This is a genomic window from Paenibacillus sp. sgz302148 (genome assembly GCF_056120465.1).
Window position 1 is genome coordinate 144,310 of record NZ_JBVYOJ010000010.1, and the last position, 24,894, is coordinate 169,203.

19 protein-coding genes are annotated in these 24,894 nt (G+C 50.4%); 17 read left to right on the forward strand and 2 right to left on the reverse strand.

Features of this window, described 5'->3' with window-relative positions; all coding sequences use genetic code 11:
* The first annotated feature begins 4 nt into the window (after nt 1–4).
* The 3 genes from AC0LWM_RS16515 to hmpA all read left to right on the forward strand — a co-directional run bounded on the left by AC0LWM_RS16515 (nt 5) and on the right by hmpA (nt 5,256).
* Complete coding sequence (locus tag AC0LWM_RS16515; RefSeq protein WP_474676068.1) at nt 5–2,149, forward strand: MMPL family transporter; 2,145 nt, start codon at nt 5–7, stop codon at nt 2,147–2,149.
* An 88-nt stretch (nt 2,150–2,237) separates the two neighbouring features.
* Nucleotides 2,238–3,803 (forward strand): hypothetical protein, encoded by a 1,566-nt coding sequence (locus AC0LWM_RS16520; RefSeq protein WP_474676069.1) that lies wholly within the window; start codon nt 2,238–2,240, stop codon nt 3,801–3,803.
* 190 nt (nt 3,804–3,993) lie between these two features.
* Complete coding sequence (hmpA, locus tag AC0LWM_RS16525) at nt 3,994–5,256, forward strand: NO-inducible flavohemoprotein (RefSeq protein WP_474676070.1); 1,263 nt, start codon at nt 3,994–3,996, stop codon at nt 5,254–5,256.
* An 18-nt stretch (nt 5,257–5,274) separates the two neighbouring features.
* On the opposite strand, the gene AC0LWM_RS16530 is transcribed toward hmpA, so the two are convergent.
* Entirely contained in the window at nt 5,275–5,775 is a 501-nt protein-coding gene (locus AC0LWM_RS16530; protein ID WP_474676071.1) for a Crp/Fnr family transcriptional regulator, read from the reverse strand.
* 208 nt (nt 5,776–5,983) lie between these two features.
* On the opposite strand from AC0LWM_RS16530, the gene AC0LWM_RS16535 reads away from it, so the two are divergent.
* The 5 genes from AC0LWM_RS16535 to AC0LWM_RS16555 all read left to right on the forward strand — a co-directional run bounded on the left by AC0LWM_RS16535 (nt 5,984) and on the right by AC0LWM_RS16555 (nt 12,956).
* Nucleotides 5,984–8,251 (forward strand): glycosyl hydrolase family 95 catalytic domain-containing protein, encoded by a 2,268-nt coding sequence (locus tag AC0LWM_RS16535; RefSeq protein WP_474676072.1) that lies wholly within the window; start codon nt 5,984–5,986, stop codon nt 8,249–8,251.
* Between the two features lie 177 nt (nt 8,252–8,428).
* Complete coding sequence (locus tag AC0LWM_RS16540) at nt 8,429–10,174, forward strand: LamG-like jellyroll fold domain-containing protein (RefSeq protein ID WP_474676073.1); 1,746 nt, start codon at nt 8,429–8,431, stop codon at nt 10,172–10,174.
* Nucleotides 10,175–10,348: 174 nt separating this feature from the next.
* Entirely contained in the window at nt 10,349–11,251 is a 903-nt protein-coding gene (locus tag AC0LWM_RS16545) for a GNAT family N-acetyltransferase (protein WP_474676074.1), read from the forward strand.
* 150 nt (nt 11,252–11,401) lie between these two features.
* A complete protein-coding gene (locus AC0LWM_RS16550; protein ID WP_474676075.1) occupies nt 11,402–12,583 on the forward strand; it encodes a DUF2515 domain-containing protein in 1,182 nt (393 codons plus the stop codon).
* Entirely contained in the window at nt 12,507–12,956 is a 450-nt protein-coding gene (locus AC0LWM_RS16555) for a CBO0543 family protein (RefSeq protein WP_474676076.1), read from the forward strand. Before AC0LWM_RS16550 ends, AC0LWM_RS16555 begins: the two co-directional genes overlap by 77 nt.
* Nucleotides 12,957–13,189: 233 nt before the next feature.
* Here AC0LWM_RS16555 and AC0LWM_RS16560 read toward each other — a convergent pair whose 3' ends face one another.
* Nucleotides 13,190–13,408 carry a hypothetical protein gene (locus AC0LWM_RS16560; RefSeq protein WP_474676077.1) on the reverse strand — a complete coding sequence of 73 codons (219 nt, stop codon included), beginning with the start codon at nt 13,406–13,408 and terminating at the stop codon, nt 13,190–13,192.
* Between the two features lie 192 nt (nt 13,409–13,600).
* Here AC0LWM_RS16560 and AC0LWM_RS16565 point away from each other — a divergent pair, with 192 nt between their 5' ends.
* The 9 genes from AC0LWM_RS16565 to AC0LWM_RS16605 all read left to right on the forward strand — a co-directional run bounded on the left by AC0LWM_RS16565 (nt 13,601) and on the right by AC0LWM_RS16605 (nt 24,839).
* Nucleotides 13,601–15,832: a hypothetical protein gene (locus tag AC0LWM_RS16565; RefSeq protein WP_474676078.1), complete on the forward strand. Its 2,232-nt coding sequence runs from the start codon at nt 13,601–13,603 to the stop codon at nt 15,830–15,832.
* A gap of 20 nt (nt 15,833–15,852) precedes the next feature.
* Nucleotides 15,853–17,022, forward strand: a complete 1,170-nt coding sequence (locus AC0LWM_RS16570) for a HEAT repeat domain-containing protein (RefSeq protein WP_474676079.1) — start codon at nt 15,853–15,855, stop codon at nt 17,020–17,022.
* A gap of 62 nt (nt 17,023–17,084) precedes the next feature.
* The gene (locus AC0LWM_RS16575; protein WP_474676195.1) at nt 17,085–18,485 is read left to right on the forward strand and encodes a glycosyltransferase family 2 protein; all 1,401 of its coding nucleotides are present in this window, start codon (nt 17,085–17,087) and stop codon (nt 18,483–18,485) included.
* Between the two features lie 42 nt (nt 18,486–18,527).
* On the forward strand, nt 18,528–19,337 hold the full coding sequence (locus AC0LWM_RS16580; RefSeq protein ID WP_474676080.1) for a response regulator transcription factor: 810 nt from the start codon (nt 18,528–18,530) through the stop codon (nt 19,335–19,337).
* Between the two features lie 75 nt (nt 19,338–19,412).
* Nucleotides 19,413–20,765: a nucleotide sugar dehydrogenase gene (locus AC0LWM_RS16585; protein WP_474676081.1), complete on the forward strand. Its 1,353-nt coding sequence runs from the start codon at nt 19,413–19,415 to the stop codon at nt 20,763–20,765.
* On the forward strand, nt 20,755–21,669 hold the full coding sequence (locus AC0LWM_RS16590; RefSeq protein ID WP_474676082.1) for a hypothetical protein: 915 nt from the start codon (nt 20,755–20,757) through the stop codon (nt 21,667–21,669). The genes AC0LWM_RS16585 and AC0LWM_RS16590 overlap by 11 nt, the downstream gene beginning before the upstream one ends.
* Nucleotides 21,670–21,683: 14 nt before the next feature.
* The gene (locus tag AC0LWM_RS16595; RefSeq protein ID WP_474676083.1) at nt 21,684–22,454 is read left to right on the forward strand and encodes a sugar phosphate nucleotidyltransferase; all 771 of its coding nucleotides are present in this window, start codon (nt 21,684–21,686) and stop codon (nt 22,452–22,454) included.
* A 157-nt stretch (nt 22,455–22,611) separates the two neighbouring features.
* Nucleotides 22,612–23,493 (forward strand): hypothetical protein, encoded by an 882-nt coding sequence (locus AC0LWM_RS16600; RefSeq protein ID WP_474676084.1) that lies wholly within the window; start codon nt 22,612–22,614, stop codon nt 23,491–23,493.
* A gap of 98 nt (nt 23,494–23,591) precedes the next feature.
* Entirely contained in the window at nt 23,592–24,839 is a 1,248-nt protein-coding gene (locus tag AC0LWM_RS16605) for a copper amine oxidase N-terminal domain-containing protein (protein ID WP_474676085.1), read from the forward strand.
* Nucleotides 24,840–24,894: the final 55 nt, after the last annotated feature.

Here is a 24,894-nt window from a genome sequence, read left to right on the forward strand (position 1 = left end):
GGCCATGACCTTTAGCAAGCTTGCCGTCATCTCCCTTCGTTATCCCAAAACGATCATCGTCGTTTGGGCCTTGTTCTTGATCTTTTTTGGATGTTACGCACCGAAGCTGTCTTCGGTTCTTAAGGATCACGGCTTAATGCCAGACGGGGACTATGCGAAGGTCCGGCATATGTTATCTTCGGATTTCCGCATCCCCGAGGACCCGGTTATTCTTGTGTTCGAAAAAAAAGAGTTTGTATCCCCCAAGCAGTTTCAGCGGTTCATTCAGAATACGTTGCTTCAATTGAAGGGGATCGACGGGCTGAGCGAAACGGTGTCGCCGCTGAAAAACGAGGGGATGATCAAAGGAAATTTCGCCTATGCGCTGCTTGCCTTTAAACATAACCCCCATGAAATGAAGCCGGTCATTGACGAAATTCAAAGACGCCTGCCGAGCAATCGGGACATCTCGGTGAAGATGACCGGAAAATCCGTTGTACAAGCCGATGTGAATCAAGCAAGCCAACACGATTTGAGACAAGCGGAGTTGATCGGAATCCCAGCTGCCTTTATTATTCTTTGGCTCGCTTTTGGAGGAATCGTGCCCGCGATGATTCCTATTGTCGTCGGGATGATCGGAGTTACCGGCACGATGGGGTTGATGTATTGGCTCGGGACGAAGGTTGAATTGTCTAACTTCGTGTTGAACGTCATTCCCATGGTGGGACTCGCTCTAAGCATCGATTTTGCCCTCATGCTGGTCAGCCGGTTTCGCGAGGAGCTGAGGAGAGAGCCGGCAGGACAAGCCTTGCTCGTAACGATGAACACGGCGGGGAGAGCGGTTTTATTTTCGGCGGCAAGCGTCTTTTTGGGCTTATTCGGGATATTGTTTATTCCGCTTCCCATGTTTTCTTCGATTGCTATGGGAGCTATGCTGGTATTAACGGTTTCGGTATTGTTATCTTTAACGTTAGTTCCGGTTCTATTATCGGTTTTGTCGCCTTTCATTCGAGCAAAACAACGGCCGCCAGCTACGGATCGGAAAAGAAATGTATTGTATTCGTTGTCGCTTTATGCGATGAAAAGGCCTGTCCGAATGGGGCTGCTCGCTTCGCTCTTGTTAATCGCTTGTCTCCTGCCTTTATACAAGATGAATGTCGCCATTCCGGATGCAACCTCTTTGCCGCAAGGCTATAACTCCCGGATTGCTTTCGAGGCTTATCAAACCCATTTCACTTCCCGAGCGAGTTCGGACGTATTTATTGTCGCTCATGGTAAATCAGACGGCTTGCAAAGTGAGGATTGGCTGAACGCCTATACGCTTGTACAAAGACTAGAGACCGATCCTATCGTCAAACGTGTAGATTCGGTTTTTTCGAGCTTGCGGATGTCACCCGAACAACTGAGCTTCTTACTTCAAAAACCGGCGTCAAAAGCAAAGCTCGAACCGGTCGTTCAACAATTCGTGAAAAAAAATAAAATGCTTATTCACGTTACAATAACCGGCGAACCGACATCGAAACAAACGATGAGCTGGCTCAGACATTGGGAGCAAGAGGGGAAGTCTTCAAAGCTTCATTTCCTGTTAGGGGGTGAAGCGAAGTATCAGCAGGAAGTTTTTGACGCCATATTTCAAAATATTAAGTTCGTGCTCGTATTCATCCTAGTTTCCAATTATGCGGTGTTATTCATCGCCTTCCGGTCCGTTCTCATTCCCTTGAAAACGATTGTGATGAATCTTCTAAGCCTAGGGGCTTCGTTCGGTATTTTGACATGGATATTTGAAGAAGGACATTTCGGAATGGAACCGACAAGCATCGCGATCATGATCCCTGTTTTTATTTTTGGACTGGCTTTTGGCATCAGCATGGATTACGGCGTGTTTCTCGTATCGAGAATATACGAGGCGTACCAGCAAACCCAAGACAACGTTCGTGCGGTTCTGGTCGGACTGGCCTCCATCAGCAGGGTCATTAATTCGGCGGCAGCCATCATGATTGCGGTCACCGTGCCGTTTGCTTTCGGAGATGTCGTTGGGGTTAAACAACTGGGGATTGGCATCGCCGCAGCGATTTTTATCGATGCAACCGTCGTCCGAATGATTTTGGTTCCGTCTTTAATGCGAATGCTTGGCCGATGGAACTGGTGGGTTCCCGGGTGGTTGAAATAAATAAAAAGTTTGTAAAGCCGCCTTGCTCCGTTCGCAGGCTAATGGTATTGTTGAGAAATCCAGCATGGCTAACAGAGGAGGGGCAAGGATGAAGAACTCTACGTTTCACGGGAGCATGAATCAAGAAGTATTGGAAAGCTATTTATCGCGGGCAGTGACGGCCGCGGGTTTGGTCCATAGCGACACGCTGGACGACGATTTGCGCATGATCGGCAATATCGGCGCCAAATTTCTCGGCAGAGCCTCCGGCGTTTGGGACATGGAGCCGGACGATGAAGAACATTTCATGAGGTCGAAGCGACTCGCGCAACGCGTTCATGAATTGGACAGCGATATTATTTTGCAAACTTGTATTTTTGAAGCGATATTTCGAGAGGTGGATCGGATCAAGATACCCGACTGGGTATTCGAAGCCTTCCAGCTGCCTTACGAAGATCGAACGTTCCAATTCGACCGAATGCTGTTCGACAATAAGCCCGCCGGATTCGTGTGGGATGAGAACGGTGCGATTCCGAACATCGATAAGATCGAAGCGCGGATGTGGTTTTACTACAGAGCTGTGAGATATATCGATGCCGGGTTCGAAGCGATTCATATGGGACAAATCCACCTGTATGCCGCCGATGATATCGGTTTTGCGAAAACGTTTGCTTTATTCGACATGATACGCGGTTATGCCAAGCGGCATGCACGACGCGGCATCGTTCTTCTGGATGCCCATACCCATGGGATCAATGTGAAAGGCAAGCTGTTGTTCGACTACCACTCGATGCCCTATTCCAGAATGCCGATCTTGGATCGGTCCGGGGACAAAATCGTTCTCGTGCGGGAAGGCTTCAGCGAAGGCGGAACGACGCCTTCAGGCTGGACATGCGATTCCTTGCCGCTGCTGATGGAGTTCGATAACTGGGGCGGGAAATTTTTTAACGAAGAGGATAATATCCCGGATGAGCAGCGGGCTTGGATGGATTGGTGGGGATATGACCAAATTACGTGGTTTGCATCGCAAGAGGAAGAGAGCCGAAATCAATTTCTGGAATATGCCTATAAGTGGACGGCGATTCATTATGCAAATGCCCATTTCCAAATGCCGATGAGAAGAACGTTGGGTAATTGCCAGATCAATAAACCGGCTTATGGCACGGGTCAATCGATGACTAGTAACTGCTACCAAGCGAACAAGCCTAGTGCGGCATGCCCGCTAGGTTACGGACAGGAAGAGGCGATCAAAGCCATTTGGGCTTCGGAAAGCCGTTTAAGGGAGAAGGCAAGCAGCCCGCGTCTGGTGAATCAGTACGGCGGGGATGATGAATACGAGCCGCTTACCGGGGTGAAGATGCCATCGCGGGTCATCCTTTACGGCAATTTTCAGCACCATGTCGGAGCGATCAATAACGACTCCAACAGTGAAGTGACGCGAATGTATTATGCCGGAAACGGGCAATACAAGCTAAGCTGCATATTCCCGTTCCAAGGCGAATACGCCTATGCGGTAGCACCTTACGGAACTTTATCGCAGACTTATTCGATCGACAACTATCCTAGAAGCGGCTCTTCCACCAAGGCCAATCTAACCATCAGCAAGGATAACACCGTTGTTACGTTTATTTACGATTTTTCAAGAAGGACCGTAACGGCCGAAATCGTTGAATAACGAGCCGCAAAAAACGCAAAGCCGAGCAAATCCGGGGTTATTCCTTACATTTGCTCGGTTTATTTGCTGTTGGCAGGGTTCGTCAAATCGTAGAAATTGATGTGATTGAAATCACACGGCCGGATGTTTCCCGTTGCTATACTTGGCGTATGGATTCAAAGCCAATGAAACAGAAACGAGGGATAGGGCAATGTTAAGCGAAAAAACAATCCAAATTATAAAATCGACGGTACCCGTACTCGAAACGCATGGCACGGAAATTACGAAACGATTTTACCAGCTATTATTCTCGAACCATCCGGAACTGCTCAACATCTTCAACCATGCCAACCAGAAGCAAGGGAGACAGCAGACAGCGCTGGCCAATGCGGTATATGCCGCGGCCTTGCATATCGACAATTTAGCCGCGATCCTGCCTGCGGTCAAGCAAATCGGCCACAAACACCGGAGTCTCGGCATCAAAGCGGAGCAATATCCGATCGTGGGACAAAACCTGCTCGCCGCGATCAAGGACGTTCTGGGAGATGCAGCTACGGACGAAATATTGCAGGCGTGGGCGGAAGCATACGGCGTAATCGCGGATGCATTCATTGGCGTGGAGGCCGAGATGTACGGGGAGGCCGAGCGGCAAGCCGGGGGCTGGGCAGGCTTCAGGCCGTTCGTCGTATCCCGGAAGGTGAAGGAGAGCGACGTGATCGCGTCGTATTATCTAATCCCGCAAGACGGCGGAGCGATTGCAAGCTTCGAGCCTGGGCAATATATCAGCATAATAACAGAGCTTCCGGGAGAACAATACACCCATATCCGTCAATACAGTCTCTCGGATGCGCCGGGGAAATCCTATTACCGGATTAGCGTCAAACGGGAAGATGCCGCCGGGGACCGTCCCGAGGGCAAAGTATCGACATGGCTTCATCGCAGCGTGAACGAAGGCGATGTTCTATGGTTGTCGGCTCCGGCGGGGGACTTTACGTTGCGGCGCGGAGACGGCAGGCCGGCCATATTGATCAGCGGCGGCGTAGGATTGACGCCGATGGTCAGCATGCTGAATACGCTGGCGGCAACGGAACCGGATCGCAAGGTTATCTTTATCCATGCAGCGCAAAGCGGAAATGTGCACGCTCTGAAGCAAGAAGTGTCGGAGCTGGCCGAATCGAATCCGCAGGTTGCGGTATTTTATTGCTATGCGGAACCGACAGATAACGATAAAGCTTCCAAGGGCTTCGACAAGGAAGGTTATATTGATTTGCCTTGGCTGCAAAGCATTGTGCCTACGACGGACGCCAGCTTCTATTTCTGCGGACCGGTGCCGTTTATGAAGGCGATGAAACGGATGCTGCGTGAATTCGGCGCAGCGGAATCGGACATTCACTTCGAATTTTTCGGACCGGCAGGAAGCTTGGACGAAGAGGCGGCCCCGCAACCGGCCGAAGGGGCGGCAACCCGTGTTTGACCGCTTTAGGCGTAAATGCTATTTCGCTTGAGCCCGCAGCAGCCGGTTGACCGTTTCCCGCCTGAGGCCGATCAGCTGCCCGATTTCATCTTGCGTAAGCAGCTCGGTCAAGGGAACGGGAGCGATATACGCCGCGAACCATTGCTGCAGCTTGAGCAGCTTGTCGGCGGGAGCCACCTGCGTCAATTGGTCGATGCGCTGCTGCATCATCCGGAGCTTGTTTTGCAGCAGCTGGGCGATTTCCCGGCATCTGTCCGGTTCTTGCGCAAGCGCGCCGTACCATTCCTTCGGGGGAAGCACGTCGATCTCGCAGTCCGTGAGCGCGATCGCCGTTCCGTGATACGGGTTCGGACTGATCAAGGAATGATGCGGGATCGTTTCGTCGGCGACGATAATATTCATAAGTACGGGGTTGCCGTTTTCGTGGACCCGGACGATTTTTAACAATCCTTTGTTAATATGATACAGCGGCCCGGTTTCTCCTTGGCGAAACAGGACTTCTCCTCGATGGAGCAGCATGGCCGATCCTCCCTTAGCTCAGCCGAATCAGGCTGAGTTTTTTTTCGTTAGACCCTATCCTATAACGATACACGTTCGCGCTCCTTTCTTCAACGATCGCGGAATCTAACGAAATGGCGATAATCTAATATATTTTGCATTGCCCGAAGGCCGAATCTCGACTATTGTAGGGTTAATAACGAATATGGGAGAAAAGGAGTTCATATCGATGGATCAACACGATCTCTTGTTTGACCGGCCGATCGCAAGGTGGGATGAGGCGCTTCCGCTTGGCAACGGACTGGCCGGATGCTTGCTGTGGGGAAACGGAGAGCCGCTTCGCTTTAGTCTGGATCGCGGCGATTTATGGGATTTGCGGCTTGTGCCGGAGGTGCTGGACGAACGTTTTACATACGCGGAGATGATCGAATGCGTGAAGCGAGGCGACCAGGAAGGCCTGCTGCGGAGGTTCGACAGCATTTACGAGAACTATCCGTATCCGACCAAGCTGCCTGCGGGGCGGCTGGAGCTGCGTTTCGGCCAAGCCGCCGATCGCGTGACAAGCCGTCTCGTCTTGCGGGAAGCGTGCGCGCACGTGGAGCTCGCATTCGGTAGACGATCCGCTCGGGTATCGAGCTTTCTGCATGCTGAGAACGGACTCGGCTACATAAGGATCACCGGTGGCGAATTACCGGCGGTAGCCAAGCTGGACATCGTGCCTCCCGATTATACGGGCGAGCTGAAGGACGATAACGCCAATCCGGTATTTCATATGAGCCTGACCCGGCTCGGCTATCCGGCTGCCACGATCGGGGCGGAAGGCGGCGTGCGCTGGTTCGTCCAGCGGACGCGACAAGAGCTGGAATACGCGATCGTCGTGGCGGAGCGTCTGGCAGCGGATGGGAAACGCGTCGCGGTGTATAAAATCGCGGCGAACCATGACGGCGAAGATTGGCTCGCGGACGCGAAGCGGGATGTCGCGGCGGCGCTTGACGCAGGGTTTGAGGCCGCCTTCCGCGATCATTGCGCGTGGTGGGAACGGTACTTTGGCAAGAGCTCCGTCGCCTTGCCGGACGCGGAAGCGGAGAAGATGTGGTACTTGAACAATTACCTGTTCGCCTCCTGCTCGCGCAAGGGCGCGCCGCCAATGCCGCTGCAAGGGGTATGGACCGCGGACGAAGGGACGCTTCCGCCGTGGAAGGGCGATTACCACCATGACCTGAATACGCAGCTTAGCTATTGGCATTACTTGAAGGCAAACCACCTTGAAGAAGGAGAGAGCTTCCTCGATTTCCTGTGGAACCTGCGTTCCGAGGGCAGACGCTTCGCGCAGAAGTTCTTCGATGCCCCGGGCATCAGCCTGCCGTCGGTGATGACGCTGAACGGCGGAGCGATGGGCGGGTGGCCGATGTACAGCCTCAGCATCACGAACCCGATCTGGCTGTGCCAGGCGTTCGATCACTATTGGCTGTATACCGGGGATGGCGATTTTCTGCGTGACAAGGCGTATGTCTATTTCAAGGAAACGGCGGATTGCGTGCAGCGCTGGCTGGCGCCCGGGGAAGACGGCAAGCTAAGGCTGCCGGTGTCGAGCTCGCCGGAAATCCACGACAACACGCTTGATGCGTGGCTTGAGCCGATGAGCAATTATGATCTGGCGCTGCTGATTTATTTGTTCCGCCGTTTACAGGATATGGCCGGCCGGCTAGGTTACGAAGCGGACGCCGGCCGCTGGGCGGACGTGCTGGCGAAGCTGCCGGAGCTCGCCGTGAATGAACGCGGCGTATTGATGGTGAACCCGAAGGAATCGCTGACGGCGAGTCATCGCCATATGTCGCATATGATGGCGATATATCCGCTGCAGCTGCTTGATGTGAGGGGCTCGGAGCGCGACCGCGGCATCATCGACGCGACGATGTACAATTTGGAGGTGCTCGGCAAGGGCCAATGGGTCGGCTATTCGTTCGCTTGGGCGGCGAATATGTATGCCCTGCAAGGCAATGGCGAAGCGGCGCTGCATCATCTGCAGCAAATGTGGCGTTATACGTGTTCGCCGAACGGATTTCATCTGAACGGCGACTACAAAAAAGCCGGCGTTTGCATGTTTCATTACCGCCCGTTTACGCTGGAGGGGAACTTCGCAGCCGTTTGCGGGTTGCAGGAAATGCTGCTGCATACGGACGGGGAAACCGTTCGCGCGTTCCCGGCGATTCCCGCGAGCTGGGCGGAACAAACGGTCGAATTCCGCGATTTTCGCGGCGAGATGGGTATACTGGTTTCGGCGCGAATGCAGGCGGACCGGCTCGAATATATCGGGCTGCGGGCCGAGAGAAGCGGTTCGTTCTGCGTGCAGAACGATTTCTCGGGCGAACGGCTGCAAATTCGGATCGGCGATAGCACGGAGGAAATGACGTGCAAGGAACGGGACATTTTCAGCGTAGCTCTGGAAGCGGGGGACATCTGTACGATATTACTGCGCTATAAGCGGCAGGAATGAATGAGGATAGACGGCGGCAAGGCTGGAGACGGCTTTGCCGCTTTATTTTTTGTAGTTGGGAAGACGAGCGCCTTTTGCCTACAATGGATTGCATCTATTTCAATGGGTCGATATAATAGAATCAATGAAGGGAAAGCGCTTAACCCTTTCTTAATAAACACTCGAGGTGTTATAACCATGACAAAGCCCGCATCAACCATGCTATCGCCGTCCATAGCCGGTTCCTCGGCCGACAGTACCTCCCCCGGAACTTCTTCGGAGGTCGTTGCCGATTGGATATTTACCGCAGACTATGTGAAGCGCGGCACTTCCATTGAGGAAGGCAATCTCGTTATTCAGGATGCAAGCGGCAATGGGAATGACCTTAAAGTGGCCCAAGCGGGCGATCCTACCGAAACGATGTTGTCATTTACCCCCGATGGAGCGCTTAAATTTGCTTATGATGAAACCAAAGGACGGGGGCAATATTTGACGACAAACGACGAAGCCCCGATCAATTCCGAAACGTTCGATACGGGGTTCACCATAGAGGTCGAATTTAAGCTTGGCGAACAGTTTACGAGCTGGATGGGCATCCTGACCCGCCGGGGCAATAACCTCTTAGAGAAAGAGGAATCGCTCAGCACGCTCTCCATTTCGAACAGTCGCGAGATTCAATGGGCAAGCACGCCGAACAGCGTTGCCGCCGTCCAAACCAACTGGTCGGATCCGCTTTTGCAGGTCAAGGCATGGGCGCAATCGGACGACTATACGTATGTTGCCCTCGTTAACGATGGAACAACAACGCGCATGTATGTAAACGGAGTTGAATCGATCCGGAATCCAGGGGACGATGTCGTCATTACGGGGATTGCCGCGGAAGCCGGGATGGGCTGGAATGTCGGAGCTTATGAATGGGATCGGGAGCCGAGCAGCCTATTCTCGGGCGCCATCAAGCGCATTCGGATTACCGGCAGGGCGCTTGATCCGGCGGAGTTTTTCAAGCGGGAATTTAACTTTTTTGACGATTCCGGAACGAACGAAGATTTGCCGATGTTCGCGCCGGGTACGTATACGTTCGCGTTTATTCCCGATCCGCAAATCGTGGTGAAGTCCAAGCCCGGAATACTTGAGAAACAGCTCGAATTCATTGCGGAACATGCACGTAGCAGCCGGATCGCCATGACGGTCAATATCGGGGATTCCGTCCATGACGGAACGGCGAAGGAATGGGCGGCAGCGGACAAAGCGTTCCGAATTTTGGACGATGCCAACGTGCCGTATGCGGTTACGCGCGGCAACCATGATTTGTGGGGAACCTGCTATGTCGATACGATGGGTCCGGATCGATTCGCCGGTACCGATTATTTTAAAGGCGCATCCCCTTCGGGTTTGAGCACGTATTGCATCATTTCGGCAGGCAGCTACCGCTATCTGTTCCTTGGCGTGGATTCCGTCGGAAACGCGGAGCGCGTTGCGAACGAATTCAATTGGGCGAAGACGGTGCTCGAAGCGAATCCGAACCTCCCGACGGTCATTTTTTCGCATGACATTATGACCATCGACGATAACGGCAAGGTGAGCGAAGGCGGCCAAGGCACGCTCTTGTGGAACGAGCTTGTCGGCGGTCATGATCAGGTCTTCATGATGGTTGGCGGCCATATTAGCGGCGCTGGCTTGAACGTGAAGCGGAATGACAAGGGCCGCGACGTTCTGCAAGTGTTGACCGATTATCAATCGCATATTGCCGGCGGCAACGGCTGGACCTCATTTTTCGAGTTTGACGAGCACAAGAATGAAATTCGCCTGAAGACGTTTTCGCCTTACGTTGCCGGCATTCCGGCAGAGAAACGTACGTATCTGGACAAGAAGTTCCTGACCGGTCCCGGCGATATGTACGACATTCCGTTTCGATTCGGTGAAAGATTTGCTTTTTACGAATGATATTGTTGATCGATGTGATCATGAAAACAAGCATCCTAACTATCGAAAATGATGGCTGGGATCGCTTGTTTTTTGTTACATGACGGCTTACATTTTTGTAAATGTTCTTTACCTTAATTATTGAGGGAGGGCGTGGTAATATTTGGGCATAACCAGTTGATATGGAGGGGTACGATGCAACGCGAAAATGCCGAGACATTTTCCTTATCCGACGATTACTTTATCGCAGCGGCTGATCGAGATCAATGGAGTATTTATTACTCCATATACTACAACATGGAACTTAATGGGTTTTTTAAAGAGAAAGGGTACAAGGTTTACAGCGGCGAACGATGTTATTGGATTTTAAAAGGTAATGAGAAGATAGGCGGGGTTATTATGGCCCCGAATTCGGTGGAAGATCTCTTTTTTATCCCGCCGTTCAGCTTGGAAGCCGAGGTTTTGGAACTGTTGGTTAAGCTGCTTCGAACTTGGTCTGACCCTGCGCAACCTATTATTGCGTATAGTTTGCTGCCGCGTCAGCTGGAATTATATAAGAACGTCGGATTTACGCCAGAAAAATATAAATCACGGTGGATGCAAAGACCGACGGATCGATTCGACGTCAATTGGAGTTCGGACTTGATCGTTACAAGCCCTGTCGTTATAAACGGGAAGTTAGTTCTTGAAGAGGAAATTTCGAAGTTGTTCTATAAATGCTACACGGGTGGAGTAGAAGCGACAAATCGAAATCTAAACCATCTGGATCATTATGTATCATGGACATCTTATTTTGCGGGGTATACGAACGAGGTCTTATTAAGTGCGTCTTCATTGGTGTTTGACGGAAATCAGTACATTGGCGTTTGTCTGATTGCATTGGAGAACGGAGGGCCTGTTGTTTACAATATATCGGTTCATCCTGATTATAGGGGGAGGGGACTCGCCAAAAATATGTTGAAAAAGGCTCTTGACGCATTGCGGAACGAGTACGCCGTCTTGAGACTTTATGTCATGGAAGGAAATGATGCCGAGCATCTTTATTACAAAATGGGTTTCATGCCAGGTGTTCTTGAAGTATATCGAGCCTATCTTTAACGTACTCTTCGTTGAATACAGCCTCGGGGATAGCCAATAAGGACTATCCCTTTTTCGTTGCCCCGGCATCAATCCTGAGCGTGTGCAATAGGATTAATATAGATATTTTCCGTTATTGATCTTATGTCTCCAATGAAGGAGAGAACGCGCATGGGCTTTGATCTGTTGAACGTGATGAATTGGCTTAACTTAAGCCCGGCTCCATCTCTTCTTCATATCAAAAAACAACTCAAGAAAAAAATAAACGAAGCCGCCAAGCCGCCGGACCTTTCCGAGCTTCCGGAGAAGGATCGCCTTCTGATCAGGCATATCCGGGAACGGACCGAACGGCTGAACCGGAACAACATTTCGCGGACCACTGCATATTACGACTACTACCGGCGCCATCCGGAAGTGGAGTGGGCTTTCTTGGGCCATATGGTGTCCAGAAACGGCGGCTGGAACATGACGGATTTGCGGGGGGACTTGCTGCCCCGGTTGTTGTCGGAAACGGAGCAGCGCGATTTTTTCCAATTTCTAGAGCGCGGTAATTGGCTCATCTTTCAAGACGCTTACCCGCAATTTGCATTGTACGAGGAAAGCGTGATGAGGGATCGGAATTTATTCCATATTTTGCCCTATTTTGGGGTTTCAGCCTTTATGGAAGTGATATGGAATCATTTCTGGACGAGCGGCGACCGGCGCTTGCTGGCCATTGCCCTTGTGGTCAACGAGCAAAACTATCTGGAGCAGCGGATCATTCAGAACAGCCGTTACCGGCGTACGATTCTGGAGACGATCGGGTTTAAGCTGCAGGATCTGCTCAGTTTAAATCAAATCGTGTTCCCTTGCGGCCGGCTTTCGGATGGCGGTACCGGACCCGTTGAACTGGTCGGCGAAACGCTGCATCGTTTTGGCTCCTTGCACGAACGCATCATGCTTGGCAAACGGCTGTACACCCTGCTTTTCGGACAGCCGGAAATTCTTGAAGCCGCCGTAAGCTGGGCGGAGCGCCATCCGCATACGGGCTCGCGCAAAGACTATTGGCCGCATTTGTTCAACGACGTCAATGAAGCGATGCCTGCATTCCCCTATAAGAAACGTATCGAACATTGCCGGTTAAAACCCGGCGTCCCCCGGTTGTACAGCCCCAAACTGCAGCATGCATGGCATGATGTAAAGCAAGAGGCCGCGGAACCCGGTGACTGGTTAAACGACTGGAAGATCATTTCGTACCTCATCAAGCCCGAAGTAGATGCTGGCGGGAGGATTGCCGATGAATACTGCCAAACGTTGGAGAAAATCGAGCTTGCCGTTGTGGCCAAAACAACGATATTCGAGAGGCCGCTATAAAGCGTACATTTTGGCGATGATTTTCGTTTCTTGGCTGTGCACGTATTTGGACATCATTCTGGTCGGAACGAAGCTGTTTTCCTTTCCGGCGAGGCCGTTTCCCGAACTTTTCCCGATCAATATCGTCGCTGTCCTCGTCGTAGTGCCTATCGTCACCGCCATTTGCCTTTATTTCATGCAGCGAATGGGGAGGTGGCAGAGAAGAGGAGCGGTAATGCTGTACGGTTTATTCGGGATGCTGGCCGAACAAATATCGGAACGGCTGGGCTGGTTCGCTCATAGCGGCGAATGGAGCCATCTCTATACCTTCTTCGGGTATATCCTATGTATGTGGCTGGTTTGGAAGCTACAAGGCTGGTTATTCCCATCATAAGTTCGCTTTGCCAGAAACTTGTTAAATGTTAACAACGTTCCATATAACCGTTCTATGCTATAATAGGTCTGCGATTACAATAAATTATGAACTGGATCACGTATTCGTATGCAAGGGTCGGATTTTAGCGCCAATCATTGTTGCGATTACAAAAGGAACGATATTTTGCAAAAAGGGTTCCCTGGTGGTGTGCAGCTGCTGATTTATTCTACGCGAAATGATGATGGGACGAGTCACCGTTTTACCTTTGTACCGAAAAATTCGCACGAATTTCTCGGATGATAGGCCAAGTCGTTGACACTGGATTGGACGACGACGGTATCTTCGTCGAAACGGATGATGACGCCTCCCGAATCAATGATAAGATCGTCTTTAAAAACGCGTATGCTCATTTTTTTCTCCATTGCTTCATGGAAATCTTGATCGGTTTCCAGACGGCGATTGTGAGCCATTGTATTACTCCTTTACACCTGTATTTGTTGCACTCGTTTCACTCATCATACCACACCCTGCACCTGTTTTCCCGCCGATTGCCGAGTCGATCGATAGGGATACCCCCACAAAATATTCCTTCCAACCGAATGCTTGTATAGCGATATACATCAACGGACGAACAACAAGATTAAAAACACGAGGAAGGTAAAATGAAAAAGTTATTCAAAAGCGGTTTTTTCAAATTCGGACTAGCTGCCGTCATCGTGTGCGGAGCAGTCGCTTATTGGTTGATGCCCCCTGTCGCAAAAGTAGAAAGCGCCGAAGTCGGCAATGGATTTCAAGTCAAATTCAAAACATCCGGAACGCAAATCGAACAATATCATGACCAATCTTGGAAACCATATTTTGCCAAAGGGGTCAATATGGGAGCAACGGTTCCCGGACACTTCCCAGGCGAACTTGAAATTAAGAAAGAGGATTATATGCGATGGTTTGACGAGATCCAGAAGATGGGCGCCAACGTCATTCGCGTATATACGATATTAAAACCCGAGTTTTACGAAGCATTGGTTCGTTATAACGCCAAGCATCAGGATAATCCGCTCTTCTTCATTCAAGGGGTATGGAGTCCCGAGGAGCAATTGATCGAAGGCCAGAACGCTTTCGACCCGAAATTGAAGCAGAAATTCGAGGGAGAGATCCGGGAGGCCGTTGAAGCGGTATACGGCAATATCGACCTTGAAGCCGGCGTGCATTCCGGTAAAGCCAGCGGGAACTACGTGTTTAATGCAGGGCCTTATCTCATGGGGTGGATCATCGGCACCGAATGGGATCCGGTCATGGTCAAAAAAACAAACGACAGCAACCCGAATGTCGCTGATTATAAAGGACAACATTTTCGCAGCAAGCCCGGGGCCAATTCGTTCGAGAAATGGCTCGCCGAGATGGTCGACATTACGGCCGTGACGGAGGCGAAGCACGGATGGCAGCATCCGATCGCGTTTTCGAACTGGGTAACGACCGACCCGCTCAAACATCCGGGTGAACCGCTCGTTGCCGAAGATATGGTCAGCGTCGATCCGACGTATGTAGAAGCGACCGATTGGGATGCGGGTTATTTTGCCTCGTATCACGTGTACCCGTATTATCCCGATTTCTTTACCTTCGACAAATCGTTTCAGACGATGAAGAACGACAAGGGCGAAGTGGACAGCTACAAAACCTACCTGCACAAGCTGAAAGAATATCATAAGCAGATGCCGGTTATGGTTACCGAGTTTGGCGTTCCAGCCTCCCAAGGCATTGCGCATACCGGCATGCTCGGACGCAACCAGGGCGGGCACGATGAAAAAACACAGGGGGAAATGGATGCGGACATGTTCCGTCAAATCCATGAAGAAGGATATTCCGGCGCCATCTTGTTTACTTGGCAGGACGAATGGTTCAAGAAAACATGGAACACGATGAACTATGACGTTCCAGACCGAAGGGCTTATTGGTACAATGCACTCACGAACGAATCTCATTTTGGGGTGCTTGGCATGTACCCTAGCAAGGAAGACGCCATTCACATCGATGGGGATGCTTCAGATTGGGATAAGCTTGATGGCAAGGACAAAACCAAATTGGATATGAACGTACCGGGCTTCCGTGAAATATGGGCCGCCCACGACGAAGGTTACGTATATCTGATGGTAAAATTAACTGAAAATTTTGACAATAACAAGAAAAAGTACTATTTCGGATTCGATACGCTGCAAGGCGGCAATCGCCATGCACCCGAGCTCCAAGGAAAGACGCTCGACGAAGGATTGGAAACGATGCTCGAACTCGGAGACAAAGACAAAGGGAAACTCAAAATTGCCTCCAATTATGATTTCCATACTCGAGTGTTCGGCAAGCATTCGGGCGTAATCAAGTACGACCCAAAAGAATTGCAAGACGACAGCGGTATATTTAATCCTTGGAAATTGGTCGTGAACTATTTGCTCGAGAAGCCGGATTCCCGTTTCGACCATCCTTTCGGCGATGTAGAAGTCGGAAATATGCTGCGGGGAACGAGCGATCCGCAAGACCCGAATTATAATTCGAAGACGATGTGGCAAGCGAAAGGGGACGTTCTGGAAGTCCGCATCCCTTGGATGCTGCTTGGGTTCAGCGACCCTAGCTCGCTCAGTGCCATCAGCTACGAAGATACCGGGACGAAGCAATTCGAGTCCGTCAAAGTAGACGGCATTCGCATTGTTCCGTGGATCGTTGAAGCCGATTCGAAGAAAGTCATCGGACTGGACGGAAACGCCCCTTATCCGGTATCGAAGCTTCCTCTGTATACTTGGAAGCGATGGGAAGATCTCGATGTCAAATATGTGGAACGTCCGAAACAGAGCTATTATTTGATGCAAAAAGCGATGCAAGAGGTTGAGAAGCCGGCATCGAAGTAAGTGAAGGAAGGAGTTTGTTCGTGTATATCAATCTCGACGTCGCGATTCAATTTTTATATGTACTGATTGCTTTAAATGTTATATTCGCCATCGTCATTTATTCCATGAAAATCAGCAATATGAGGAAAGTGAAAATCGCAAGCCGATTCGAGGGCAAGCTCAAAGATTATTTGACTTATGTCCAGGTCAATATCGACGGCAAAGAACCGCTGCAAGCTCCCCCTTTCTCCATGAATCGGGTAGAACGAGAAGTGATGCAAGAGCGATTGAACGACATGATCGAAAACTTCACGGGGGCTCCGCGCGAACAATGGATGGAGCTCTGCCGGAAGCTTGGCTTCGTGCAGTTTCATTTGGAACGCTTGAACAAAGGCTCCTACTCGGCCAAAATCGATGCGGCGTATCACTTGGGCTGCATGCGGGTTCAGGAGGCTGTTCCGGCTTTATTCAAGCTGCTCCGAAACCATAAATTGAACTCTTCTCTCTTCATCGTCGCCCGTTCGATTGCGAAATGCACAAGCGACGTACAAGATATCAAGGACATGGTGCAGGTGCTTCTGCAGCATAACAAAGGGTTCTACGATCTTCTTGTCGATATGATCAAAGAAGCGAATATCGACCATGGGGCGTTGTTCGCCGAATATATTCAAATGAACAACGATGATTTCGTGCACATCGGTTTAACAGGATTAAAAGAGTATACCGAGCCGACCGTGGCATCGGCCGTTTATCGCCTGATGGACTCCCCAGATGCAACCATTCAGCATAAGGCGGTGGAGATCTATCTGAAATCCGTTCATTTCATCCCGCGAAATGTCGTCCAGAAGCTGCTTCAGCATCCGATGGATCAAGTCCGTATACTTACGGTCCAAGCGATCGCGCATTTGAAGCTGGATACGTATATCGATGGGTTGAAAAAAGCCTTGTTGGATCAAAGTAAGCAAGTTTCCGATGCCAGCGCCAAAGGGTTGTTGCTTCTTGGAGAAGAAGGGATAACCGCATTGTGCGGAGCAGCAGCAGAGGTCAGAGGAGCTGGGCGAGGAGAGAGCCTCCAGACGTTGATCGAAGATGAGATCCAATCGCTATCGCGCCAGCTTCATGACCTACAAAAATTAACACGATATAATGCCTTGGTTTACGCGTATGAAAAAACGTTCGGCAAAAATAAACGAATTTATCGTGTTGTATAGCATATAGGAGGAAACCAAGCATGAGAATGCTAGAGTATTACTTTCAGCACGTAGTAGACTTCTTGCGTGACTTTTTGCTCGGCTACGGCTATTTTGCCATGTACTATGCAATGGCGATTACGTTCATTTATTTTCTAATCTTCGGTCTTTCGATTCGCCATACGTTCCCTTTAAAGCGAGGGATCCGGTACAATCGCGTGAAGAAGTTATCCGGCTCCGAGCACGTCCCTTCGGTATCTTTGCTCGTCCCGGCCTATAACGAAGAATTAACAATTAAGGAAAACGTACGATCCTTGCTCGCCTTGAACTATCCCGAATACGAGGTCATCGTCGTCAATGACGGTTCCAAGGACAATACGGCGAAAATCATGATCGAGGAGTTTCAACTGCAGCAATTCAAGCCCGTAGTCGCGAGCCATATTAAGACCCAAAAGGTTAGAGGTTATTATCATAATCCCGAATATCCGAATTTATACTTCATCGACAAGGAGAACGGCGGGAAGGCCGACTCTCTGAATGCGGGAATCAACCTGTCTCATTATCCGCTGATCTCGACGATCGATGCGGATTCGCTCTTGGAGAAAGACGCTTTAACAAGAATCGCCAGAGTGTATATGGAAAATCCCGAAGATACGGTTGCGGTTGGCGGTAACGTTCGGATCGTCAACAGCTGTACGGTTGAAGACGGCATGGTGAAGAACATCAAATTTCCGAAAAAAGTGTGGCCGGCTCTGCAAAACGTAGAGTATATCAAAGCCTTCTTGGGCGGCCGAATCGGCTGGAGCGCCATCAACGGACTGATCATCGTATCCGGCGCCTTCGGCGTGTTCCAGAAGGATAAAGTCATTGCCGTCGGCGGATACCGAGGCGGGTATCCCGGGGAAGACATGAATATCGTCATCAAGCTGCACCGGTATTGCCTGGAGAACAAAATTCCGTATCGCGTCGCTTTTTGTCCGGATGCCGTTTGCTGGACGCAAGCGCCGGATACGTACCGGATTTTAAGCAGCCAGCGGAAGCGCTGGGGGCGCGGAAACTTGAAGAACATGGTCGAGGAAGGAATCCATATGGTATTCCGCCCCCGTTACAAAGTGTTCGGACTTTTGACGCTTCCATACAACATCATCTTCGAAACGTTAAATCCTTACTTCCGTTTGAGCGGGATCATCGCCATGCTCGGGTATTGGCTGCTGAATATGGCGGATTGGAAAACAGTCGCCGTCTTCATGCTGGTGAACTTTTTCTCCTGTTTCATACTTAGCCTGGGGGCTTTGTATATCGAGGAAAAAGCGTTCAGCCGTTATCCTAAGTTAAGCGATCTCCATAAGATGATTTTGTACTCGTTCCTCATGTTTCTCGGCTATCGTCAGGTCGGCGTCCTGTGGAGGTTACTCGGACACATCGACTTCATGCGCAACAACAACAGCTGGGGTACGATGGTTCGAACCAATTTTAATAAATAAATTTTTTTTTAAATCAATTCATTCATTAAAGGAGTGGAGCACATGGCGGTTTTGGTTCGCAACAGCATTCAGGAAATTACGCAACAGCTCTTTCGATCCATTCATTTGGAGGGGGTGAAGCACGTATCGTGCGGAATTATTTTGGCCCCTTGCGCGAGTGTGAACCAAAGGACGCTCGATCTGGCAAAATCGTTCATCAGCAAGAAGGACCCGTCCTTGGCAGTTCAATTTGTGTATGATGACCAGAACGAGGTGCTGTGCGGCGTATTGGAAGAAGGAACCTTATGCAGCACGCATTATGCTTCCTTGGCGCTCAAAGATTTTCTCCAGCAGCAGCAGCTTCTGCAAGGAACTTTGCTCGTATCCAGTTTTCCGGAGAACGGAATCCCTACCGAATCGACGATCGCGAAGATGGTTCAACAAGCGGTGGGCAGCAAAGGGAACGAACAAGATATTCACTTTTATACGGCGGCGAATGCCGAGACATCCGTTCTCATTGCGGATACCGACGATATCGTCCGGGAATTCATCAAGATTCGATTGGAGCTCAAGGGATATCGCGTCTATGAAGCGAAAGACGGACAAGAGGCGTACAATGCGTTCATGCGGTTCACGCCGGATCTTGTCATTACCGAGTTGAATTTGCCGATCTTGGATGGATACCAACTGATTCGCATGATTCAGCGAAACGATGCGAATGAAGGCAAAGTAATCGTTCTGACGGACAAGCAGCTCGCCGGGGACATGAATCGCGCGTACGAGCTAGGGGCTGCCGATTACGTAACCAAACCGCTTTCGATCTCCGAATTGGAGTGGAAAGTCAAGCGGCTGACTTCCATGCAGCTTGCCTAATACGAAACGTAATACGATGCGTAATGCGTTGTTGATCGATTACGAAACGATAAAATCGCGAAGGAGAATGGACACATGAACTTCAACATCTTAAAAGAAAAGCTTCAAAACAAAACGGCGAAAGTTGGCGTCATCGGTCTCGGTTATGTAGGGCTGCCGTTAACGATGGAAATGGTGAAAGGCGGCTTTACCGTCTACGGCATCGATTTGGACAACCGCAAAGTGGATTCTCTTCAGAGCGGAGAATCCTATATTCAAGACGTGCCTAGCACGGTGGTAGCCGATGCCGTGAACAGCGGCAAGTTCGTGCCTACGGTCCACTACAACACGATTCAGCAACTGGATACGATCAGCATTTGTGTGCCTACTCCGTTAAGCGAGAACCAAGATCCGGATACGTCCTTTATCGAAAGCGTCGTGAGCGAGATCAAGAGATATATCAAAAAAGGAACGTTGATCGTCCTTGAAAGCACGACATACCCGGGAACGACGGAAGAATTGATCCAATATGAGCTTGAAGCTATGGGACTCACGGTAGGCCGGGATTTCTTCTTGTGCTTCTCGCCGGAGCGCGTAGATCCGGGCAATCGCAATTACAATACTTACAATACGCCGAAGGTCATCGGCGGAACTACCGAAAGATGCAAGGAGCTAGGTGTAGCGCTTTATAGCAACGTAGTCAAAACGGTTGTCCCGGTTTCTTCCCCGAAGGTGGCGGAAATGTCGAAGCTGCTTGAGAATACGTTCCGCAGCGTGAACATCGCCTTCGTCAACGAACTCGCGATGATGTGCGATCGGATGGGAATCGACGTGTGGGAGGTCATTCGGGCCGCTTCCACGAAACCGTTCGGCTTCATGCCATTTTACCCGGGTCCGGGAATCGGCGGTCACTGCATCCCGTTGGATCCGATGTACTTATCTTGGAAAGCCAAAGAATTCCGGTTCTACAGCAAGTTCATCGAACTCGCTCAATCGATCAACGACAACATGCCGGAATATGTATTGAACAAAACGGCTCAAGTGTTGAACGAATACGCCAAATCGATCCGCAACTCCAAAGTATTGATTCTTGGCATGTCCTACAAGCCGGATATCGACGATCTGCGTGAATCTCCGGGGCTTGAAATTTACGAATTGTTCAAGAAGAGCGGGGCGAAAGTCGAATACTACGATCCATACGCAACTTCGTTTAAAGACGAACACGGCGCTGTCGTGAATACGGTCAAATACGATCCGAAAGCATTCGCCGGGTACGATTGCATGGTATTGATCACCAACCATCGCAGCTTCAGCTATCACGAGCTGGCTGAACTGGGCGTTCCGATTATCGATACGCGCAATGCGTTTGCGGATATTCAATCGGACAACATTCATAAACTGGGAACCGGAATCCAATCCAATAAAGTGAAAGTTCTCGTTGGCGCATAGGTTCTTACCCCGTGCACCGCTTCTTCGAATTACGGTCATTGTGTTGGTATCCGTCATGTTGATCGCGATGGTTCTTGGTCTGAAATGGGGATTCGAATCTCCGCCCGTCAAGGCAACCTGGGTATGGGATCAATCCTCCATTACCACAGATCAAGCGAAAGTGATCGATTTTGCCGAGAAGCAAGGTGTGAACGTCATTTACTTGCACATCGACCGCAAATCGAAGGATTTCGAACCTTATCGTGCGTTTGTACAAAAAGCTCACGATTCGGGCATTGAAGTGGAGGCGCTGGGGGGAGATCCGACCTGGGGGTTGACCGGTTACCAAGAAGAAGTCCAAACGTTTATCCGATGGATCGAAGACTACCAGAACGCCGCAGACAAGCGTGCCGCATTTGACGGCATTCACGTCGATATCGAGCCGTATCTGCTCAAAGAATGGCAACAGGATCAAAGCAAGATCGTGCGCCAATGGATGGACAATATGAACGATTTGGTTGAAACCGCGAAGCGAACGACATCGCTAAGGGTTTCGGCCGATCTCCCATTCTGGATTCACGAGGTTGTCGCACCCGATAGCGAAACGAACGTAGGCGCTTGGATGCTCGATCGGTTCGATCGCGTCGTGCTGATGGATTACCGGAATTTCGCAATCGGGGAGAACGGCATTGTCGCGAATGCGATGCCGATGGTGAAAGAAGGCACCAAGCGAGGTAAACCCGTTATTATCGGTTTGGAAACGGCTCCGACGAATGAAGGAGAGCATACGACGTTTTATGGAGAAGGGAATTCCAGCTTGCGTCGGCAAATGCGGCTCAGCCATCTGATGCTTAGATGGCATGCCGGATATCAGGGTTTCTCCATACATGACTACGCAAGCTGGAAAAAAGCCACGGAGTCGTAAAGGAGGAATTATCGTTGAAGACGTATGCGATTATTTTGGCGGCAGGCAAAGGTTCACGGATGCAGTCCGAATTGCCTAAAGTGCTGCACCCGATCGGTCAAATGCCGATGGTGGAGCATCTTGTAAGCAAGCTCGAACGCATGCATATCGACGAGATCATCGTCGTGATCGGACACAAGGGGCATCTCGTCAAACAATATTTGGGCTCGCGTGTTTCGTATGCGGAACAAACAGAACAGCTCGGCACCGCACATGCGGTACGTCAAGCCGAATTCGATCTGAAGGATAAAGCGGGCGTTACCTTGGTGCTCACCGGCGACACTCCGCTGATCGAGACGGCGACGATTCGCAATTTGTTGAATGTTCAGCAAGAACAGCAATGTGCTGGAGTTGTTTTGACGACGATGCAGGAGGATCCGACCGGTTACGGCAGGATCGTGCGGGATGATCGAACCGGCAAGGTGATCGGCATCGTTGAAGAGAAGGATGCTACGCCGGAGCAGAAACAGATTCGTGAAATTAATGCAGGAATTTTCTGTTTTGACAATCATAGTTTGTTCCAAGCTCTGCCGTATATTCAAAATAACAACGCCCAGCAAGAATATTATTTGACCGATATGATCGAAGCGATGAACAAAGCAGGCATTACAAACGAATCGAAAAGCTTCGAATCCGTCGTGCTTGAAGATCCCGTCGAAGTGATGGGCATCAACAGTCGCGAGCAATTGGCCGAAGCGGAACGGGCTTTTAACGAAAGAAACGCCGCAGGCCATCCGAGCCGTTAAGACGACATGCCCAAGCTGTGACCATGTACCTACAGTTGCATTCCTTTCAACTTCTATCGTGTAGGTTTTCTAGCTGAATCGGACGGACTATTGATCTGATCGAAAAGGCGCGATAAGATGAGGTGAATACTGGAAAAGTCGACTGGAGGAACATCATGTGAGGCTTGTAAAACTTTCGGTGATTTGCCTGATCATGTTTGCGACTGCTATTTTGACCGGTTTTTCTTCCCAGGATCCACCTCGGAAAGCGATGTGGCTGTGGCAGTCCAACCTGATTACTACGGAGCCCGATCAAATCTTATCATTCGCCAAGGACAACGGCGTGAACCTGTTGTACTTGGGGATCGATACGACGATAAAGGCCTCTTATTATCAGCCGTTCATCAAAAGGGCGCGTGCGGCCGGGATCGAAATTGAAGCTTTAGGCGGGAAAACGAGCTGGGCTTTCACGGAAAACAGGAATAAGATCCTTGATCTGGTCGATTGGGTGATCAAGTATAATCAGTCCGTCACGAATGCGGAAACGATCGGCGGCATTCATCTGGATATCGAGCCGTATACGCTGCCCGCATGGAAGACCGATCAGCAGACGGATATAATCAAGCAGTGGATGGGGAACGTAGAAGCATATGTCGATTACATCAGGAAAAACTCGGTCCTTTCCGTAAACTGCGACATTCCTTTCTGGCTGGACAAGACACCGATCCCCAGCGACCCGAACACGTCGATCAGCAAATGGCTGATCTCCAAGCACGACTCGGTCACCGTCATGGCATACCGGGATCGCGCAGACGGCCCGAACAGCATATCAAGCCTTGTCCCACGGGTGATGACCGTTGCGGACTCCTTAGAGAAGAAGGTGTTGATCGGCGTAGAAACCAAGGTGAGCAGCGAGGGAGATTTCGTCACGTTCTACGAAGAAGGAAACGCCTATATGAACAGCGAGTTAAATAAACTGCCCGGGCTCATGTCGTCTTATGCTTCGTATCACGGTGTCGCCGTTCATTCCTACGAATATTGGAAGAAACTAGGGAATTAGTTATTAACAGCCACTTGGATCGACGGTGAAATCGGAACCGTCCTCCAGGTGGCTTCTTATCATATTTGAAAGGCGGAATTACACCAAGGTGGGATAAAATGAAAAAATGGCTGATTTACATACTGACGATAACCTTAAGCGCAATTGTTCTCATTTCTGCCGTATATGCCGCTCCCCAAATTCAAGTGGCGGTGGACGGGCATCATGTGGCTTTCCCGGACGAGCTCCCGTATGTCGATCGTCAGTCGAACCGTACGATGGTCCCTGCCCGATTCGTATCCGTACAGCTCGGCGCAAGTACGAAATGGGACGCCAAGTTAAATCAAGTTACTTTTACATACCGAGGAGATACGATTCAGTTAGCGATCGGCAAGAGCCAGGCACTCGTGAAAGGCAAGACGATCGAATTGGATATGCCGGCAGTAGTCAAGAACGGCCGCACGATGGTTCCGCTTCGCACGATAAGCCAAATGTTCCATGCCCAAGTGGAATGGAAGCCGGAACGTAACCTGGTTGTCGTTACGACACCCAAAGCTTCGCCGCAATTCCCGATCGGAACGTGGATTTGGGACAGCAAAATGATCGAAACGAAACAAGACCAAATGCTGCAATTCGCAAGCGATCACGATGTGACTGTCATCTATCTTCAGATCAATCGGGATATAAAGCCGAATGTATACGCCGATTTCGTTCGGAGCGCAGGAGCGAAGCAAATTCGGGTGGAAGCGCTGGCAGGCCGGCCGGACTGGGCTTATAAGACGAAGCAGGAAGAGATACATAAATTTATTGCATGGGTCGATCAATATAATGCGTCCGCCAAGCCGCAAGAACGTTTTGTCGGTTTGCATTTCGATATCGAACCATATTTGCTCGCCGAATGGACGACGAACAATACATCCATACTTGAAAATTGGATGGACAATTTGAGGTTTATCGAACGCGAAACTAGGGGAAACGGCTTGAGCGTATCGCTCGATGTCCCTTATTGGCTGAACAAAATTAAGGTCCCGGGCACCGATTATAGCATCAGCGCATGGCTGCTGGAAAAGTTCGATTGCCTCGTAATCATGGATTACCGCAATCATGCATTAGGGAAAAACGGGATCGTCGACAACGCGGGCGCGATGCTCAGGGAAGCTTCCACGCTGAAGAAGAAGGTGGTCGTTGCGGTAGAAACCGCCAGAAGCACGGAGAGCGATCGGACGTCGTTTTATGCCATGAGCGCGGACAAGATGGAACAAGAGCTGCAAATCGCCCATCAGCAGCTCTCGCGATATGCAAGCTACGCCGGCTTTGCGATTCACGATTACAAAAGCTGGGTCGCGCTGAGTGGAAAAAGGAAATAATTACCATAAAATGAGGAAAGAAGCGTGGAAGGATGCCGCGGCATCTGCTCTACGC

Excerpts from the sequence above, each read along its gene's own strand:
- AC0LWM_RS16515 (WP_474676068.1), top strand. The coding sequence starts at position 5 with ATGACCTTTAGCAAGCTTGCCGTCATCTCCCTTCGTTATCCCAAAACG.
- AC0LWM_RS16520 (WP_474676069.1), top strand. The coding sequence starts at position 2,238 with ATGAAGAACTCTACGTTTCACGGGAGCATGAATCAAGAAGTATTGGAA.
- hmpA (WP_474676070.1), top strand. The coding sequence starts at position 3,994 with ATGTTAAGCGAAAAAACAATCCAAATTATAAAATCGACGGTACCCGTA.
- AC0LWM_RS16530 (WP_474676071.1), bottom strand. The coding sequence starts at position 5,775 with ATGCTGCTCCATCGAGGAGAAGTCCTGTTTCGCCAAGGAGAAACCGGG.
- AC0LWM_RS16535 (WP_474676072.1), top strand. The coding sequence starts at position 5,984 with ATGGATCAACACGATCTCTTGTTTGACCGGCCGATCGCAAGGTGGGAT.
- AC0LWM_RS16540 (WP_474676073.1), top strand. The coding sequence starts at position 8,429 with ATGACAAAGCCCGCATCAACCATGCTATCGCCGTCCATAGCCGGTTCC.
- AC0LWM_RS16545 (WP_474676074.1), top strand. The coding sequence starts at position 10,349 with ATGCAACGCGAAAATGCCGAGACATTTTCCTTATCCGACGATTACTTT.
- AC0LWM_RS16550 (WP_474676075.1), top strand. The coding sequence starts at position 11,402 with ATGGGCTTTGATCTGTTGAACGTGATGAATTGGCTTAACTTAAGCCCG.
- AC0LWM_RS16555 (WP_474676076.1), top strand. The coding sequence starts at position 12,507 with ATGAATACTGCCAAACGTTGGAGAAAATCGAGCTTGCCGTTGTGGCCA.
- AC0LWM_RS16560 (WP_474676077.1), bottom strand. The coding sequence starts at position 13,408 with ATGGCTCACAATCGCCGTCTGGAAACCGATCAAGATTTCCATGAAGCA.
- AC0LWM_RS16565 (WP_474676078.1), top strand. The coding sequence starts at position 13,601 with ATGAAAAAGTTATTCAAAAGCGGTTTTTTCAAATTCGGACTAGCTGCC.
- AC0LWM_RS16580 (WP_474676080.1), top strand. The coding sequence starts at position 18,528 with ATGGCGGTTTTGGTTCGCAACAGCATTCAGGAAATTACGCAACAGCTC.
- AC0LWM_RS16585 (WP_474676081.1), top strand. The coding sequence starts at position 19,413 with ATGAACTTCAACATCTTAAAAGAAAAGCTTCAAAACAAAACGGCGAAA.
- AC0LWM_RS16605 (WP_474676085.1), top strand. The coding sequence starts at position 23,592 with ATGAAAAAATGGCTGATTTACATACTGACGATAACCTTAAGCGCAATT.